Source organism: Mycobacterium sp., assembly GCF_049278535.1.
GTDB lineage: Bacteria > Actinomycetota > Actinomycetes > Mycobacteriales > Mycobacteriaceae > Mycobacterium.
The window spans coordinates 13,647-30,191 of record NZ_JBAPMI010000083.1 but is presented as its reverse complement, the minus strand read 5'-3'; the positions used below and the strand labels follow the sequence as shown (position 1 = coordinate 30,191).

General features: G+C 62.8%; 18 protein-coding genes and 4 tRNA genes. 12 read left to right on the top strand and 10 right to left on the bottom strand.

Going from position 1 to position 16,545, the window contains the following annotated elements:
• Positions 1–160 (top strand): DUF732 domain-containing protein (locus WAO18_RS05435; protein ID WP_422204515.1); only part of this gene is annotated, 160 nt, incomplete at its 5' end.
• A gap of 88 nt (positions 161–248) precedes the next feature.
• Complete coding sequence (locus WAO18_RS05430) at positions 249–1,352, top strand: LLM class flavin-dependent oxidoreductase (protein ID WP_422204510.1); 1,104 nt, start codon at positions 249–251, stop codon at positions 1,350–1,352.
• 30 nt (positions 1,353–1,382) lie between these two features.
• Here the strand turns inward: WAO18_RS05430 and WAO18_RS05425 are convergent, their stop codons facing one another.
• Entirely contained in the window at positions 1,383–1,688 is a 306-nt protein-coding gene (locus tag WAO18_RS05425) for a hypothetical protein (protein WP_422204508.1), read from the bottom strand.
• 268 nt (positions 1,689–1,956) lie between these two features.
• Here WAO18_RS05425 and WAO18_RS05420 point away from each other — a divergent pair, with 268 nt between their 5' ends.
• Together WAO18_RS05420 and WAO18_RS05415 are read left to right on the top strand one after the other, a co-directional pair.
• On the top strand, positions 1,957–2,187 hold the full coding sequence (locus WAO18_RS05420; protein WP_422204507.1) for a hypothetical protein: 231 nt from the start codon (positions 1,957–1,959) through the stop codon (positions 2,185–2,187).
• Positions 2,188–2,809: 622 nt separating this feature from the next.
• A complete protein-coding gene (locus WAO18_RS05415; protein WP_422204505.1) occupies positions 2,810–3,022 on the top strand; it encodes a hypothetical protein in 213 nt (70 codons plus the stop codon).
• A 32-nt stretch (positions 3,023–3,054) separates the two neighbouring features.
• Here the strand turns inward: WAO18_RS05415 and WAO18_RS05410 are convergent, their stop codons facing one another.
• Positions 3,055–3,447 (bottom strand): hypothetical protein, encoded by a 393-nt coding sequence (locus WAO18_RS05410; protein ID WP_422204503.1) that lies wholly within the window; start codon positions 3,445–3,447, stop codon positions 3,055–3,057.
• 169 nt (positions 3,448–3,616) lie between these two features.
• Here WAO18_RS05410 and WAO18_RS05405 point away from each other — a divergent pair, with 169 nt between their 5' ends.
• Complete coding sequence (locus tag WAO18_RS05405) at positions 3,617–3,820, top strand: hypothetical protein (protein ID WP_422204501.1); 204 nt, start codon at positions 3,617–3,619, stop codon at positions 3,818–3,820.
• 121 nt (positions 3,821–3,941) lie between these two features.
• Here WAO18_RS05405 and WAO18_RS05400 read toward each other — a convergent pair whose 3' ends face one another.
• The 4 genes from WAO18_RS05400 to WAO18_RS05385 all read right to left on the bottom strand — a co-directional run bounded on the left by WAO18_RS05400 (position 3,942) and on the right by WAO18_RS05385 (position 5,932).
• On the bottom strand, positions 3,942–4,799 hold the full coding sequence (locus tag WAO18_RS05400; RefSeq protein WP_422204498.1) for an aspartyl/asparaginyl beta-hydroxylase domain-containing protein: 858 nt from the start codon (positions 4,797–4,799) through the stop codon (positions 3,942–3,944).
• Positions 4,800–5,674: 875 nt separating this feature from the next.
• A tRNA-Val gene (locus tag WAO18_RS05395) sits at positions 5,675–5,749 on the bottom strand.
• A gap of 15 nt (positions 5,750–5,764) precedes the next feature.
• Positions 5,765–5,835, bottom strand: a tRNA-Cys gene (locus WAO18_RS05390).
• 24 nt (positions 5,836–5,859) lie between these two features.
• A tRNA-Gly gene (locus WAO18_RS05385) sits at positions 5,860–5,932 on the bottom strand.
• A 168-nt stretch (positions 5,933–6,100) separates the two neighbouring features.
• Between WAO18_RS05385 and WAO18_RS05380 the strand changes: the two genes are divergently transcribed.
• A tRNA-Val gene (locus WAO18_RS05380) sits at positions 6,101–6,172 on the top strand.
• Between the two features lie 101 nt (positions 6,173–6,273).
• Here the strand turns inward: WAO18_RS05380 and WAO18_RS05375 are convergent.
• Together WAO18_RS05375 and WAO18_RS05370 are read right to left on the bottom strand one after the other, a co-directional pair.
• Positions 6,274–6,414 carry a hypothetical protein gene (locus WAO18_RS05375; RefSeq protein ID WP_422204497.1) on the bottom strand — a complete coding sequence of 47 codons (141 nt, stop codon included), beginning with the start codon at positions 6,412–6,414 and terminating at the stop codon, positions 6,274–6,276.
• A 613-nt stretch (positions 6,415–7,027) separates the two neighbouring features.
• Entirely contained in the window at positions 7,028–7,261 is a 234-nt protein-coding gene (locus WAO18_RS05370) for a hypothetical protein (RefSeq protein ID WP_422204495.1), read from the bottom strand.
• 419 nt (positions 7,262–7,680) lie between these two features.
• Here WAO18_RS05370 and WAO18_RS05365 point away from each other — a divergent pair, with 419 nt between their 5' ends.
• From WAO18_RS05365 to WAO18_RS05340, 6 genes are all read left to right on the top strand, one after another.
• Complete coding sequence (locus WAO18_RS05365) at positions 7,681–8,415, top strand: PAS and ANTAR domain-containing protein (protein WP_422204494.1); 735 nt, start codon at positions 7,681–7,683, stop codon at positions 8,413–8,415.
• A gap of 520 nt (positions 8,416–8,935) precedes the next feature.
• The gene (locus WAO18_RS05360) at positions 8,936–11,443 is read left to right on the top strand and encodes a SpoIIE family protein phosphatase (RefSeq protein ID WP_422204492.1); all 2,508 of its coding nucleotides are present in this window, start codon (positions 8,936–8,938) and stop codon (positions 11,441–11,443) included.
• Positions 11,443–11,790: an STAS domain-containing protein gene (locus WAO18_RS05355; RefSeq protein ID WP_422204491.1), complete on the top strand. Its 348-nt coding sequence runs from the start codon at positions 11,443–11,445 to the stop codon at positions 11,788–11,790. The genes WAO18_RS05360 and WAO18_RS05355 overlap by 1 nt, the downstream gene beginning before the upstream one ends.
• Before the next feature lie 657 nt (positions 11,791–12,447).
• Positions 12,448–12,810 carry a hypothetical protein gene (locus WAO18_RS05350; protein ID WP_422204489.1) on the top strand — a complete coding sequence of 121 codons (363 nt, stop codon included), beginning with the start codon at positions 12,448–12,450 and terminating at the stop codon, positions 12,808–12,810.
• 93 nt (positions 12,811–12,903) lie between these two features.
• Entirely contained in the window at positions 12,904–14,037 is a 1,134-nt protein-coding gene (locus WAO18_RS05345) for an acyl-CoA dehydrogenase family protein (protein ID WP_422204514.1), read from the top strand.
• Between the two features lie 32 nt (positions 14,038–14,069).
• On the top strand, positions 14,070–14,858 hold the full coding sequence (locus WAO18_RS05340; RefSeq protein ID WP_422204487.1) for an SDR family NAD(P)-dependent oxidoreductase: 789 nt from the start codon (positions 14,070–14,072) through the stop codon (positions 14,856–14,858).
• Positions 14,859–14,924: 66 nt separating this feature from the next.
• Here the strand turns inward: WAO18_RS05340 and WAO18_RS05335 are convergent, their stop codons facing one another.
• Both WAO18_RS05335 and WAO18_RS05330 read right to left on the bottom strand, forming a co-directional pair.
• The gene (locus tag WAO18_RS05335; protein ID WP_422204485.1) at positions 14,925–15,365 is read right to left on the bottom strand and encodes an anti-sigma factor antagonist; all 441 of its coding nucleotides are present in this window, start codon (positions 15,363–15,365) and stop codon (positions 14,925–14,927) included.
• 508 nt (positions 15,366–15,873) lie between these two features.
• Entirely contained in the window at positions 15,874–16,530 is a 657-nt protein-coding gene (locus WAO18_RS05330; RefSeq protein ID WP_422204483.1) for a DedA family protein, read from the bottom strand.
• Between the last annotated feature and the right edge of the window lie 15 nt (positions 16,531–16,545).

The following is a 16,545-nucleotide window of genomic DNA, read 5'->3' as shown; positions in this document are numbered from 1 at the left end:
GTCCCAACTCGACGTCGTTCAGCTTGTGATGCAACAGAATTCGGGGATCAGTACTGTCAGCGCGGCCAAGTTCACCGCGATTGCGGCCAGTGCCTATTGTCCACAGCACCTGCAACGCGCCAGCGACAACGGCGGCAACCCGGCCCCAGGCTCCGGATAATGGGGTGGGAGTATCGGGCGGTCAGCAATAGGTCGGCGACTGCTGGGGGTCGGTTGTGAAGGTCGGTGTGGCGGCGCAGGCGTTGCCCATGCGTTTTTCGCCGATGGCGGTGACGCGAAGTAGTTACCTTTCGACGGTCGCCGCCGGCGCGGATTCGTTCTGGCTGGCCGATCATTTGAACTCCTTGTATCCGCGATCGATGGCCAAGCCGGAGTACATCGGTGGTGCACGATTTGCACCGAAAATCGACGCCAACCTCGAACCGTGGACGGTGCTTGGGCATCTTGCCGCGCGAAATCGGTTGGGGCGTATTCGACTTGGCATTGGCGTGACCGATACCGGTCGGCGCAATCCAGCGGTCACCGCCCAAGCTGCCGCGACCCTGCACCTGCTGACCCGCGGACGAGCGATCCTGGGCATCGGAACCGGTGAGCGCGAAGGAAACGAACCCTACGGTGTGGACTGGTCCAGACCGGTAGCCCGGTTCGAGGAGGCCATGGCGACCATCCGGGCGTTGTGGGACTCCGGCGGAGAGCTCGTCACCCGCGATTCGCCTTTCTTTCCGTTGCACAACGCGGTCTTCGACTTGTGGCCCTATCGCGGCAAGTGGCCCGAGATCTGGATCGCCTCGCACGGACCCAGAATGTTGCGCGCCACCGGCCGGTACGCCGACACATGGTTTCCCGCAGCGGTGTTTTCGCCCGCGGAGTACGCCCGCGGCCTTGAGGCGGTCCGCGCCGCGGCATCGGATGCCGGAAGGGATCCGTCGTCGATCGGCGCTGCGACCTTTTTCTTCACCTTCACGGGGCGCAGCCGTGACGAGATCGACGAGGCGCTCGAATCGACCGCGATGAAGACGTTCGCGTTGAATGCACCTGCGGAACTGTGGAAGCGCCATGGTGTTTCGCATCCGCTAGGTGACGACTTCACCGGCTTTCAAGACATCAGTCCTCAACTCTTCGACGAGGAATCCGTGCTGAGATACATTTCGAAGGTGCCCTTGTCGCTGCTCAAAGACGCGTGCTTGCAAGGCACACACGACGAGGTCGTGGACCAGCTTGCCGACTGGCGTGATCACGGGCTGAGCTATCCGGTGTTGCTGAACTTGAGCACTATGCAGCCGAGCCTTCGGCGTAGCCTGGCCGCCGGCAACCCGTTCGCGAAAATCCTGCGCGGAGTTCGTAAGTTGTGAATCTGCGTGCGGCAGAGGGGAAGCGCGCTTCTAGATCCCGCCCCAGACCCAATGCATGCCGCCCTCGTCCCATCGCGGCTGCATTTTCTGCGCCCACGGTGGCGGGGGAGGCGGCGGCGGTACGTCGACGGGTGCGTACGGCGGCGCGTATGCCGGCCGGACCGTGTACCAGTCTGGTGGCGCCGGTGGCGGATGGCACTCGTTGGTCCAGACGTTGCGCGTCCAATTCTTGTCGCAAGCGGCGGAGCTGACCGCCGATGTTGCGATTGCTGCAGCCGCCAGCGGAATCGACGCCACCATCGCGGTGGTGGCCAGGCGGACAAGAAACCTCGTCATTGCAGGCCTCTCAGTGGGTCGCCGTCGGCGACTTCGGGCGGTTCCCAGCTTAGATGCTCGACATTCGCTGGAGAAGACAAACGAGAAGCCCCGTGAAATGGGTCACGATCGCTGCATATCGGGCAGACGACGGGGTTCTCGTGGGTTGCTAGACGGTAACGGCCACTAAATCAGACGGTGACCTCGACCTGGCGAGGCTGACATGAGGCAAACCATCCGCAGCGGACACAGCGCCATCCGTTCTTCTCTTCTGTCAGTCGGAGCGGCCATGGTCGCGGCGCTCACGCTTACCGCGCCGGCACAAGCCGGCACCATCGACTCCCGCTTCGACATCTGCGCGGCCCTGCGAGATGGCACCAGCCTCGTGTCGATCGAAACCACGCTCGAGTCGCGTGGCTACAACGCCACAAACGCAGGCGTTCTGACCGGAACCACGATCCGTCAGCACTGCCCGGACCAGGCCGGAAACGCTATGGCGCAGGCGCAGAAGGCGAGCTGAACGCCCGGGTTCAAACTTCCACGCGAATGAGCGTGTATTCACCTTCGGTGCGCGTCGGGTCGCCGGCCACCTCGTTCACAATTCGCCGGATGATGTCGACGGGCCCGCCGAATTTGTTGGCGCAACCGTCTGGGCATGGAACGGTCCACCATGAAACCGGGCCCCACTGGTTGCGTGGCGGCCACGGCTGTTTCGCGCCGTCGCGGGGCCAATATTCAATGTCCGCGGGATTCGACCGTTGGAGAAGGTTTCCAATGTGGTGGTGCTCCGTAGAGCACCAGAGTTTCACTTCGCCTCCGAGGTGGTAAACGTCGACGCTGACGTCACCGTGCATCAGGGTCATGGGTGCTTGCTACTCCCGTCCAATCGCTGGTCTCGGCATCCCTCAACCGAGGGCGTACCTGGCGGCCGCCGATTTCGACGCTATGCCCTCGCCCCGGCATGACACCAGTGCGACACGCCGGGTGCTGTAAATGACAACCCGGTGTTCGACTTGTATGGTTTTCCGCTTCCCGGCGTTCACCTGACGTTCGTCCGTGCACCCCGATGGATGGCAGCGGGCCGCCCCCTTCAGAGAATGCGTTGAGCATCGCAATCTCACCTGCGGTGAGACAATTCCTCGATGACTGCGGACCGCGATGCTGCTCAGGCCGAGGTACTGATCCAGGCTTTGTGCGATCTGCGGGACAAGATGGCGTGGCTGGAAAAGCATGATTCCCAGCTGGATGCGGCGGCGTTGCGTCGAGACAACAATGAGGCCCAGGCGCACATCGCCCAACTGCAGCGCCGCTACTTGGGTGGGGAGACACTCGCGCCCGCCCGACAGGCCCACTGACGCGACGTTTCAGCCGTCCAGGCTCGCCGGACTCACGAGGTTGAGTTCAAGCGATCAATCGCGCGGGCCAGGCTACTTTTGGTCCGCTCGAAAAAGCCCAACGTCTGCACGTCCTTCGGCCCAGTCACGCGAAGGTGAACGTTCAGTTCCTTAAAACGCCGGTAGCGCCCGATCCTCAGCTCGATGCTGAAAGGATCAACGGCCGAGCTGCTATTCGCTGTGTACGTAACGGAGATCGACGCCGGGCTCTCCACGCGATCGAGGCAATCGCGAAGTTCGGCGCCGGTCAGGGTGCTCTGGTCGTCTAAATTGCCGACGTAGTAGTCGCTCTTTGTGGCGGCTGTCCCAAGCAACTCGACGCAATCCGCGATCACGGGTTCGAGGGCGTTCCACGCACCGATCACATCGGTACCCTCGATCTCCAATTCGCCCAGGTGACTTGCGCTCGCCACTGCCTAATCGCCTCCTTTTACGCAGCATAAGGTTCGACGGCCGGCCGCGCGCTGTCGTTGAAGCTGCTGCGCGGTCACAGATCACCCAGTGCGCCCCGCGCGGCACTAGTGACAGCTCCCAGTCAGTGGCAGGCTTTGGCGTATGGCCTTCAAAGTGCGATTCACCGACAAGCAGGAAACGCTGAACGAGTACGACACTGGCGACGTGTACGACTTTTTGGAGGGCGGGGTGCTGTCGATCGCCTACGCCGCCAACAAGGCGAAGTGGACCGAGTACCACGCGCCTGGTCGATGGGTGCAGGTGGTCGCCGAGTCAGGTCATACTCGCGGTCAAAGCGGGTATTGAGTCGATCAGTCGCAAGGTGCATCGCACTCGCTGTCCTGGATCGATGACGTCGATCCGCGAAAACTATTCTGGGGCAATACGATTCCGCGCTACGCCGCGACGGTAGCGCCTCGAAGTCCTACTAGGCCCGCGGTAGGCCAACGCCAGTGGTGTATGACATGAGCTCCTGCAGGAACTCGAATTCCTCGGGACCAAGTTCCGGATGTGGCACGTCCAGAACGAACACGACCCGGCGGCGGTCGGACTGCTGGAAGACTTCATGTTCGTAGGAGTCGTCGATTTTGATGCACCCGTCTTGTTTCCAGGTGATTCGCTGGTCGTGAATACGCAAGTGGATATCGCGTTCGGGCACTTCGATTCCCAGGTGGTAGCGCATGCGAGTGTTTGCCGCCGAGGTGTGTGGCGGGACGTGCGTGTTTGGGTTCATGATCGAGAAGAAAGCCATACAGCCGATGCTGCCGACGCCGGCGCGGCTGCCCAGGAACTCCGCTATGCGTGGACACTTGCGCGCGTTGTCAACCTGGAGGTTGCCGAACCCATCGTAAAAGGGGAAAACGGTCCAGTTGCGGCCGTCCGTCAGTCCGCCTCTGTGGTCCCGCGCGTCGACTTGGTACTGGTTCGGGTCGATACCGGCGAATTCTTCCCGAAACATGTCGACGTTCTGCTCCAAGAGTTCGCAGATCTCGTCGGGAGGCCAGACTGGGTGGCCGGTCAAATGGGAGCAAAACAAGGCGGGAATCTCGTTGGTCCAGCGGTCACCGCAAGGGACCTGCTCGCGGTCGATAGGGGTGTTCACCTGGCCGGCAGGCGTCATGTGCGAGCCCAGACGCTGACCGTCGAGCCACAGGTTGTCGAAGAGGTTCTGCATTCGGGCATCGCCGTGGTGCCGCGACAGCAGCCCCAAGATGCTCGTGGCGCTCCGCAGTCCTGCGAACGCCGACTGCGAGGCAATTAACTGCGGAATGTGAGCATCCGACATACGCGCTACTGAATCCTTTTCGAACAGTCCATTACCTGCCTGTCGTGGCGCCTAATGCAATGTGTCTGGGCATAACTCGTGCTGTGCAGCGTCGATCACTCCGCGTAGGTCGAAATACACAATCGGGTTCGCGTCGAGTATGTGATCGATGGGCTTGATCTACCGGGATTGGCAGACCCAGCTCGACCCGAGCGGTATCGTCGCGCCTCCAATTGCCTGCTCCAAGCCATGCGAGACGGGCTACCGTCTAGCACGCTCGACGAAATTGAGACCGGAGCGGTCGCGGAGTCGGCACGGCAGCCCAAGGCCCAAGCCGCTACTGAGGGTGCTGTTGCACGGGGTTTGGACCGTTCGCGGGTGCCATCGGCATCGGCATACCCGGTGCCATCGGCATCTGCATATTCGGTGCCGGGTGGCAAGCCGCTGAGGAACACGGTGGATTAGGTGCAGGGGTGGGCTCGGCATTGGCCGTGCCTGTGCCAAGTCCCGAGATCGCCATGCCTAAGCCCCCCGAGAGGACAGCTGCGCCGGCAAATTTCTTCAGGTTGGCCCGAAATACGGGGTCATTCATGATGTCACCTCAACTGTTCATCCCGCCCCGGGGAAGACCGGCGGGTGAGACCAGCTTCGCAGATTCCCGCGGGTGATTACATACGCATGTATGCGAGATTTTTCTACCTGAATGCGCTGCTCCCGCATGCGATTGCTCCGACCTAGAGTGGCTGACCACTTCCGGGTTGGCCCTGACACCGATTGGAAGCTAGCAGGCCCGGACCCAGAGGCCCCCGGCTGGCTAGCGCGCCGACCGTCAGGTCATATTGAGGTCATGGAGCCGAATCTCCGGAATCTAAACCCTCGCTGAACTGCACAAACTGTGGTGCGCGGTACTGGGATTGAACCAGCGACCTCTTCCGTGTCAGGGAAGCGCTCTCCCGCTGAGCTAACCGCGCCCGGTCAAGAAACAGAGGTGGAGACGGGAATCGAACCCGTGTGCACGGCTTTGCAGGCCGTTGCCTCACCACTCGGCCACTCCACCGCGGGGTTTGATGTCACACCCTCGAGCGGATGACGGGATTCGAACCCGCGACCCTCACCTTGGCAAGGTGATGCGCTACCAACTGCGCTACATCCGCGCGCAACGGACGAGATCGTCGCCCGGTGCGAAGCACGACGATAGTCCACCTGAGCGGGACCACACAAATTTCTCGATCCGATAGGCGCGCCGCTATTTGACACCTGGCGGCACGTTCTGCCGAGCGGGCCACACATGCTAACCTTCGACGTCGTTCGCCTGCGGCGCCGGTCTCGTAGCTCAGCGGAAGAGCGCCCGCCTCACACGCGGGAGGTCGCTGGTTCGAACCCAGCCGGGACCACTTCCGTTGTCGCAGGCTGGATATGGTTTCCTTCCTCGCAACACAAGCCCGGTGTTATCTCGGTGCTATCCGGCTTTCTAGTTGCTCCGCTCAGCGCAACATCAACTGAGCAAGGAGCTACAGCCATGACCACCACCCACCCTGACGTTCCACTGCCCGCCGGCGCCCACGTCGTAGACGGTTGGGACGGCGAGGATCAGTTTGATCGCCACCCAACCCGAAGAGGTTGAGGGCACAGACACCGGCGTCTCCTTCGACGCGTGCCAACTCCCTGACGGCTCGCTCGTTAACCGTCCCCGAAGTCACCCGCGCGTTCTCGTTGTTCAGCGCTCCAGCCATCCGAACTACGAGTGGAGCGACTGCCTGGAACTGTTTGCCGAGGGTGCTTGCCAATTGGCGCGTGCGCTCCTTCAGGCCGCGAGCCAGCTCGAGGGATGGGCGTTGTGAAACTGGCACGATGAGCAACACTGTTCACGGATAGCGGCCCGTCCGAAGACGAACGCCCGTAAGTCGACTGTTCCCGCGTTTCTCGAAACGGAACCAGGCAGCTTCAAGCCGCTGGAGGAATGCTCGGAGGATGAGATCCGGTCCAAAGTCATGGCGATGATGCTCCAGGCGCAGGCGTTGATTGATGAGGCAAAGGCGTTAGATCAGTACCTCGACGAGGGAACCGGATCGTCCTAGTCCACGTCTGAATAAGTAATCGGCCCGTCCTGTTCTCTCCTCGGGGCGGGCCGACTGCTGTCAGCCGGGCAGACCGGTAAATGCCGGTCCTGTCAGTGCGGGGGCGGTGCGGTCGCCGCTGTTGTTGACTGCCTGCCACGCTGGGACACCGCTGCCGCTGGCGGAAACGTTTCAGGGCTTCTGTTCGTTCTCGCCCCGTCCAGGTGTCCCCGCTTCTGCGGAGCTTTGCTGGCGTCCTTCATAAGGCGGCGCAGCAGAGTCAGTGCCCTGCGGGGGAACCAATTTTGGATCGCGGTCCACGTCTGTCTCTGTCGGATCGGTCAGCGGTGGATTGGCGTCCTCGTCAACGTTGCCTTCCGGTCGATCCGTGGTTTCCTGCGACTTGTCATGTTCTGTGGCGCTCATCTTGACTCCTAGAAGCTTCCGCAAGCTGCGGTCAGCCCTTATCTGGCTACCCCGAAAGACCATCCGAAACGCGCATTCAAAACAGGCGGTCGGATTTAAATCCGACCCTTTTGTCATCCGCTGCTTGGTAGGCCCGACACCCCAGCATCTGCGACCTGTCGCGGGTTTGCCGCCAGCAGTAACCGTCCCCGCAGACCCACGGCTGCCCATGACGGGCGCCCCCGTCGGCAGCAACCACGATCTTGAGCACCGTTGGTTGCCCGCAACGTTCAGGCGCGTAAGCCGGTTTTCTTGGCAGGTTCGCTGGCGAATCTATCCTCACAGACGGACACTTACATTCCGCGACTTGTGCGCCGACCTGGTCCGTCCACGAATCGCGTCCTTATCCGGGCAGTACTCGACAGCAGGAAGTCAGAAAAATGGCTGAAAGCAGAAACCAGGTTGACCAGACAACGGTGGATCGGTTGCCGACCGATGACGACCACCCCGCCACCGATGGCCAGGCAGTCCGCGTCCTGGATAAGGCTCTCCTTGGGGGTGAACCGCAGCGCGTCGGCAGATTCGAATACCGATACGACAGCGGCGCGTGGACGTGGTCGGACACCGTCGCACGGATGCACGGCTATGAGCCCGGCGAAATCGAACCGACCACCGAACTCGTGCTGAGTCACAAGCATCCCGACGACCTGGCCCGCGTCAAGGGTCTCCTGCAGCAGTCGGTCGCTCCGTTCAGTAGCCGGCACAGAATCCGCACGACCACCGGGGAGATACGCAACGTGGTGGTCGTAGGCGCTCCGGTCACCGATACTGATGGCCGCATCGTTGCTACCCGCGGGTTCTACATCGACGTCACCGAGAGCTTTCACGCCGATCTTCAGCAGTCGATCACCGACCGGTTACAGGTCATCGTGGCTCATCGGGAGATCATTGACCAGGCCAAGGGAATGCTGATGGTGATCTATCGGCTCAGCGCGGATGCCGCCTTCGAAGTCCTGGTGTGGCGATCCCAAGAACTCAACATCAAGCTTTCGACCCTCGCCGCAAAGCTGGTCGCCGATGTGCCCAACCTGCTCAATGCCCACGCCGCGATGCGTGCATCCATCGACCACTACCTGCTGACCCTCACACCACCAAAGACAGGCGACGCCTGTTAATGGTCTGCGCGGCTTGGAGGCGTTACTCACATTCGGAGGGGCCGCGATACAGACCTGAAAGCGGCAACAGGGAGATACCGCTGGGGTCTCAACGATACGGTCACCTTCACCTGTTGCCTGACAGAGGGACGCAGACATGACCAATCCCAGTCCCCCTGCTGCCTGTCGGAATCCCCGTCGGTCTTTGCGACCAAACCGAAGCTTGTCACTACGCCGGCCGCTCGCAGATAAGCCAAAGCGGCTGCTAGACCAACGCTTTGTGCCCGTGGCAAGGTTTACTGTATGAACGGAGCCGTTGCGCGAGATGGCCAACCTTGTTGCCACAGTCTTTCGGTGTCGGCAATCGCGAAGCCTTGGCGTGGGTGGCGGTGCAATCTGTTTCAGCTGACCCGGACAAGGGAATACAAGACGGCGCCAGCAGCAGCGGCGGCGATCTGAATCTCCGAAGCCAGGGTTGGCGTAATGAACAGCGACCGGACTGCGCTCACTGCGATGGGGCCGGCGCCGACTGGTGGGGCGAATGCACGAACAGGTTGACGAGCTGCGGGCAGCTCGAGACCACATAGAACAACTCGTCCAAGTCATCGTCGAGATCGGTTCCGATCTCGACCTGCATGGGACGTTGCGCCGAATCGTCAAGGCGGCGATGGAGCTGACCGGAGCTCGTTTCGGAGCGCTCGGCATACCCGCAGCCGACGACGGTTTCGCCTCTTTCATCCAAGCGGGCGTCGACGCCGACATCGCGCGGCAGCTCCGCAACGTAGCGGTTGGCGAGGGACTCCGCATCGACGACCTCAGTGGTGACCCGCAGGCGACGACGCTGGAAGCGGGTGAGATCCCGATACGCGCACTGCTCGCAATACCGATCACAGTCCGGGCCGCGGATTTCGGCAACCTCTACCTGGCCGACGACCGGGCCGGACACGTTTTCTCCGACTCGCACGATCGCGCGGTGCGGGCGCTGGCATCGGCGGCCGCCGTCGCTATCGACAATGCGCGCCTATTCGAGCGGGAACGCGAAACGGCGAAATGGACGCGGGCCAGTCGCGAAATCACGACCGCGCTGCTATCCGGCGACCCGCAGACTGGGCCCCTGCAGCTCATCGTGAACTTGGCGCTTGAGTTGGCTGAAGCTGAGCAGGCGATTCTGTTGGTTCCAAGCGAGCCCGACCTTCCTGTCTCGGACGTCAGTACCCTCGTCGTAGCTGCGACGGCCGGCCGATATGCCTCGGAAGTGATCGGCCAACAGGTTCCGATGGACCGCTCAACTACGGGCGGTGTTGCACGGAGCGGCGTCCCGCTGATCACCGATTCTTTCCAGTATCCGATCGAAGGGTTCACCGACGTAGGCGAACGACCGGCGATCGTCATCCCGCTCATTGCGGACGAAGTGGCGCTCGGCGTCATCGCGATTGCACGAAATCCGCAGCAGCCTCCGTTCGGCATTGATTACCTCGAGCTCGTCAGCGACTTCGCGCGGCACGCCGCAATTGCGCTGGCGCTGGCTGCAGGGCGCGAACATGCGCTCAACCGTCAACTTGCACAAGCTGACACCGTTGACGATGCGCTCCGGGTAGCAACTGAGGAACTGCGTCGCCTGTGGCGAGCCCGCCGCGTCCTCGCTGTCACGTTCCCGGCTCATCATCATGGTACCGAAACTTCCAGTGACGCAGCAGATTTAGTGGCAGTCGGCGAGACTACACATTGGGAGGAGCTGCCGGTTCATATCCAGCAAACCGTCTGTTCGCTGCGCGACGGTGACCTGCTCCGGCCCTACACATCGGAGTCCGGAGCGGCGGGCATCGCGCTCCAACATCCCGAGGGTGTGCTCGTCGTATGGATTGATCTGGCTGAGCAGCGCCCGTTTACCCTCGAGGATCAGACCTTGCTCACCATGCTGGCAGGTCGCCTCGGCCAGGGCTTGCACCGCGTGCATCAGGTTGACCAACAGCGGGAAACCGCACTGGCGCTGCAACACGCCATCCTGGGCCCAGCTCACCTCCCGCAGGGATTCGCGGTGCGCTATCAGGCCGCCAGCCGGCCTTTACAGGTGGGCGGTGATTGGTACGACATCGTCGATCTGGAGGACGGACGGATTGGGTTAGTCGTCGGCGACTGCGTGGGGCACGGTCTTGCCGCGGCGACTGTGATGGGCCAGCTGCGCAGCGCGTGCCGCGCGCTACTTCTCGAACATCCAAGTCCCCGTGCTGCTCTCGCGGGTTTGGACCGCTTCGCCGCGCGGCTACCAGGCGCTCGATGCACCACCGCCGTGTGCGCGGTGCTCGACACGGAAACAGGCGAACTGGTGTACTCCAGCGCCGGACATCCGCCGCCTATAGTCATGCACGCCGACGGCACCACCCAGATACTTGAGGATGGCCGCACCATTCCACTGGGAGTGCGCACCAATCGAGCCCGGCCCGAAGCGCGCCTAATTCTGCCGGCGCGTGCGGTCTTGTTGCTCTATACCGACGGTCTGGTCGAGCGTCGCCGCAGTGCGTTGGACGACGGTATCGCCCGCGTCTGCGCGCTCCTACAGGAGGGCCGCGCCGCCCAGTTGGAGCATTTGGCAAATCAGATCATGTCCGGCCTTGCACCGAGCGGTGGCTATCAGGATGACGTCGCAATGCTGCTCTACCGCCATCCCGCGCCACTGGAGATGGATTTTCCTGCCGACGCGAATCGCCTTGCCGGCATTCGGGCTGCGTTGCGCCGCTGGTTGATCCGAGCCGAGGTGCATCCGGATCAGGTTCACGCCGTGCTCATCGCCGCGGGGGAGGCCATCGCTAATGCCATCGAGCACGGTCACCGCGACACCCCGGAGGGGGTGGTCAGTTTGCGCGCGGCCGTAAATGCGAGTGAGGTGCGGCTGACCGTCATAGACTCCGGCTCATGGAAGGCCCCACGCCCGGCCGCACAGGCCTACCGCGGTCGAGGTATCACGCTCATGCGAGCGCTCATGCACGAAGTCGCTATCGACCCTGAAACCGAGGGAACCACAGTACATTTGACCGCGAGGATCACCTGATGCCCACATTATTGACTCTGGATACTGCGCGGTCCAGTGACGGAAAACTTGTGCTGACCGCAACAGGCGAAATCGACCTGAGCAATGTCGAACCATTCAGCCAAGCCCTCGCCTCGGCTGTTGCCGAGACCGACAGTGGCAGCGGGACGGTGACCGTCGACCTCAGCGGCGTGGAGTATCTGGACAGCGCGGCAGTCAACGTGTTGTTTCCCCATGCCGACCACATCCGCGTAATCGCTCACCCGCTCTTGGTGCGCGTCTTCGACATCAGCGGTTTCACCGAACTGACCACCGTAGAATCCGCGCCACCACAGGCTTCAGAACTGAAACATGCACGCAAGCTGTAGCTTCGGCATCCGCATTCATCGAGCGTAGTGTCGCGAACGGAGCAAGGTCTTGCCCGTGCATCACGGATGACGCGGTATCAATTTGTTCGCATTGCAGCCACGGCCACGTCGTAGCGGGGCTGTCCGGCTGCTCGAGCAACAAATCCAGCACCGGTGCAAGCAGTAGCTCGTCGGCGGCTGTCGGCAACAAGGTCGTCATCGACGGCCAGGCGCAGAACGTCGCCGGTCCAATCAGCTGCACCCAAGTAGGCGGCAACCTCAGCGTCGGGTTCGGTGATCCGACAACGGGCATCGGCGGCTGCCCTTGGTGTGTCGGGACTGGCAGTCGGCACGGGAGTTGCGGATGCCGCTCCATCGAAGCCGGCGCCGACTTATATCGACTTTTGACCGAGTCTTGCGGGACCGGGCCACGGGCCGATCGCTGACGCCCCTCCCGGGCTGGGCAGGTCCTGGTCCCGGACCTGGTGGACCGGGCGGTCCCGGTGGACCGCCTCCTCCGCCGTATGTGCAACACGGTTTCTACGACCACGGCGGCCCCGTCTTTCCCGCAACTGCGGTCCGGACGGGAGGTCATTCGTCTCGGCGGGCGTACACGGGGGAGCGCGACGTGGCCGGAAAAGAATGCGTCCGTCCCGATTCCGTTGCAAGATGTCCGGCGTGGCTATGTACCAAGGCAGGGCGCTCGCAGACATCAATCTCAGTGGACTCCCGTTAGCGGAGGCGCTTGAGTTGTACATCTCCCGCCGTGATCCGAGCCTGGAGAACGTCCAGGTCAGGCGCGCGACTCCGACAGGCGACCTCGAGACGCGAGTGCAACCCCACAAGCGGTGGTACGAGGTCGTCTTCGAGGTCGACGACAACCCCGATGAGGAAGAAGACGAAGACCCGGACAGCTTCGAGGCCCGGAAGAAGGCCGAAGCCAAGGCGCGGGCGGCAGAAAAGGCCCGGGTCAAAGAGTGGACTGGGCGTAGTCAGGGCGCCTTCCCGACCAGCGAGGTCTGGCCGGAAACCAATCAGTGACGCCAAGCGGTCTTCATCGCCGATGATGTACGGCAGCAGACCGAAAGGAGCGCGCGGGTGGCTGAGGTGGCAGTAGCCGATCGAGCTCGCGGGATGCGCGACGTGGTTCGCGCGGAGGCTGGCGAATCCGAGCGTTTGCGCACACTATCGCCGGTGATCGTCGACGAGATGTGGGCCTGCGGCCTGATGTCTGCGTTCAATCCGGTGGCGGCCGGCGGTGTCGAGCCATCGTTCCAGGAGATGATCGACACCTGGATCGAAATGGCTTGGCAAGATGGCTCTTTCGGCTGGATCGGTATCGCGAACCTGCCGTCGACGTTCGCGGCGGCGACCTACCTTCCCGACGATGGCTTCGCCGAGATATTCACCAGGAACGACAACCGCATCACCATCGGCGGCCAGTACTTTCCCAACGGTCAGGGAACAGCGGTCGACGGTGGCTACCAACTGAGTGGCGCGTGGAGCTTCGGCTCGGGTACCGGCCACTCGGCCTATATCGGGGCCGGCTTCTTCCCGATGGACGACGGCGAGATGCGCTGGATCAGCGAGGGCATTCCGGATATGCGGGTGGCGTTTCTGCCCCGCGAAGAGGTCACCTTCACCGATGGATGGCATGTCCAGGGGCTCAAGGGCACTGGCTCTTACGACTACAACGTCGCCGATGTCTTCGTGCCGGAATACCGAACCATTCCGTTGTTCATTCGCGACCCTGTCCGGGGGAGTTCGGCGGCAAGCCGGATGGGCCTGATGCCCGTCACCGCCGCCGGTCACGCTTCGTTTGCGCTGGGGGTGGCCAAAAGCATGCTCGACGATGTCGAAGAGATAGCCGCGACCAAGGTGCGGATGAGCGACATGGCGACGCTGGCCAGCCGGCAGACCTTCCAGAAAGGGCTGGCCCATCATGTCGCGGCGTGGCGCGCTGCGCGCCTGCTAGTGCTCGACGCATTCGTGGCAGCCGAGTCCGCCGTGGAGTCGGGTGATGACCTCACGCCCCGGTTACGCGCCGACATGAGAGTGGCCGCGGTCTACGCCACTGACACGGCCAGGGCCGCCGCCGAATGGGCCCACCTTGCGGCCGGCACCACCGCGATCCGCGAGGGTAGTCGACTCGAGCGTGCGTTCCGCGACATCTACACCGGCACCCAGCACGCGTTCATCAGCGAAAAGGTGGCGATGGATGTCGCGCAGATCTGGCTTGGTCTTATCGACGACCAATTCGGACTTTGATTGGGCAACAGCCGAATTCGAGAGGATCAGCCATGGTGAGCGCCGACCGCGCCCGTTCACGCATGTTCGTCGTCACAGGCGTCGCATCCGGTATCGGTCTGGCGACGGCCGAGCGATTGCTGGCCGAGGGAGGCAACGTCGTCGGCGCCGACCTGGCCGCTCCTCCTGACCTTGGCCCGGACTTCCGGTTCGTGGCCGCGGACGTGACCGACGAGGCCGCGATCGCTGCTGTGCTGGACGCCGTCCCGGACCGACTCGACGGGGTGGTCCACTCGGCTGGGGTTGCCGGCGGCGGGCCGGTACATCTGCTGGATCGCGCCGAGTGGGAACGGGTGATCACGATTAACCTCACCGGCACTTTCCTCGTCGCCAAGGCGGCGCTGGCCCGGATGATCGAACAGCCGCGGGTCGACGGTGAGCGGGGTTCGATCGTGACGTTGGCCAGCATCGAAGGCCTGGAAGGCACGGCGGGTGGCAGCGTCTACAACGCGGCCAAGGGCGGTGTCGTGATGCTTACCAAGAACATCGCACTCGACTACGGGCCAAGCGGTATCCGGGCCAACGCTATCTGCCCCGGCTTCATCGAAACCCCTTTGACCGAAAGTGTTTTCGGTCTGCCCGGGATGGAAGGCCCGCGGGCATCCGTCACCGAAGAGCATGCCCTGCAGCGGATGGGCCGACCGGAGGAGATTGCCGCCATGGCGGCGTTTCTGGTGTCGCCCGATGCGTCTTTCGTCAGCGGCCAGGCCATCGCTGTCGACGGTGGTTACACCGCCGGTCGCGATCACGGGGTGGTCCAACTCTTCGGACTCCCGAGCTGAGCGCGTTTGGCCAAGTGCCAAAGCGCGCCTAGCCCAGCGCTTCTGCGGCTAACAGGCGAACGCGGGTCAGTCGACGAGAACGCACGACGCCAGCGCGGCGTCCACGCTGGTGTCCACCGGCAGGGCCTCGCTGAGGCCACACGCCGCCAGGATCCGCGAGACGACCGGCTGGTTACTCACCAGCCGCATCTCGATTCCGCGGTCCCGACAGAGCTCTGCCTGCTCGGCGAGCGCGGCGTACGCGCAGCATCCCATGAAGTCCAGACCGCTGATGTCCACGACGAGCGGTCCCGGAGGAGCCGCGGCCGCGGCCGCCTCGCTGAGCAGGCGTCGCCAGATGGCGTCGTTTGATGCATCCAGTTCACCGCCGGCGCTGACGATCACTGCCAAGTCGCAGCGTTCGGTGGTCGCCCGCAGGGTGCTCCGTGCGTGCGCCAATTCCGAGATCAGGCGACTGCTCAGCATCAGTGGGTGGAAGGACGGGTCGGCGATTGCAAAAGTATTCATGATCATGCTCCTGATCCACAGGCGCGACGCGCCGAGATATGGATGCCTGCCCTAGAAGCTTAAGACCGACGTGTGTTAGCAGATATATCTTTATAACAGAACGGCATCGATTCTGTCCATGGCGATTCGTCTGAGAATTGGGTGAGGATCGCACGAAGTGCAGGCTTTTTGTGCGAAGTTTTGCCCGGGTTGCTACGGGGTATACCTAGGTATTCTATGTGGGCGCTCGGTAATTGGCGTAGCCCGCTTTTGCACCGCGAAAGGTCAATAGATACAGGACTTTTCAGCGATCGGTCTGACTGGCGCATCAAGGCCGCCTGGGTCCGTCTTCGGCAGTCCGGGTCCAGCAGGTGACTTTCCGGCAAACCGCGATATGCCAACCCCCTTAAGTACGGCTGAGTTTGTCTGATATTGAAAAACGGATTGAATAATTTGCTATGCGGCGCCCTTGGCGCATCGATGACATGTGTCGAATTGCGCCGGTTCTTGCCTGGTGGGCGACGACGTTTTATGCGACGGTGGTGTCGGATTCGCCGGAGTGCTCGGCCTCGAGCTCGGCGATCGCGCGGGATGTGCGCTCACGCAACACAATTGCAGCGATCACCCCGCATACGACGGCGAACACCAAGGCGATCCAAGAGAAGCGTGTGAGCCAACGTTCGGCCGCCATCCCCGCGTAGTACACCAGCGCAGTGGTGCCGCCCGCCCAGCAGACGGCGCCCGAGACGTTGGCCAGCAGGAATCGCGGGTAGCGCATCTTCAGCGCCCCGGCCAGCGGTCCGGCGAATATCCGCAGCAGCGCGATGAACCGCCCGAGGAACACCGCCCGTGCGCCCCAGCGGTCGAAGAGTCGTTCGGCGAACATCACATGCCCGGGGCCGAAATGATTCGGGAAGCGCCGGCCCAGTCGGTCGAACAGTGGCAGGCCCAGGCGGCGGCCAATGGTGTAGCCGGTCGAGTCGCCGATGACGGCGCCGAGCACCGCGGCAAGACCGACACCGACGGGGTTGACCGCCAGCTCGTGCCGCGACGACAGCAATGCCGCGCTGACCAGAACGATTTCACCGGGGAGCGGGATGCCCAGGCTTTCCACGCCGACGACCGCGCCGACCATGCCATACACGGCCAGCGGGGGGATTGACTGCAAGAGCGCATCCACGGTCATGGGTTAAGGATGCCC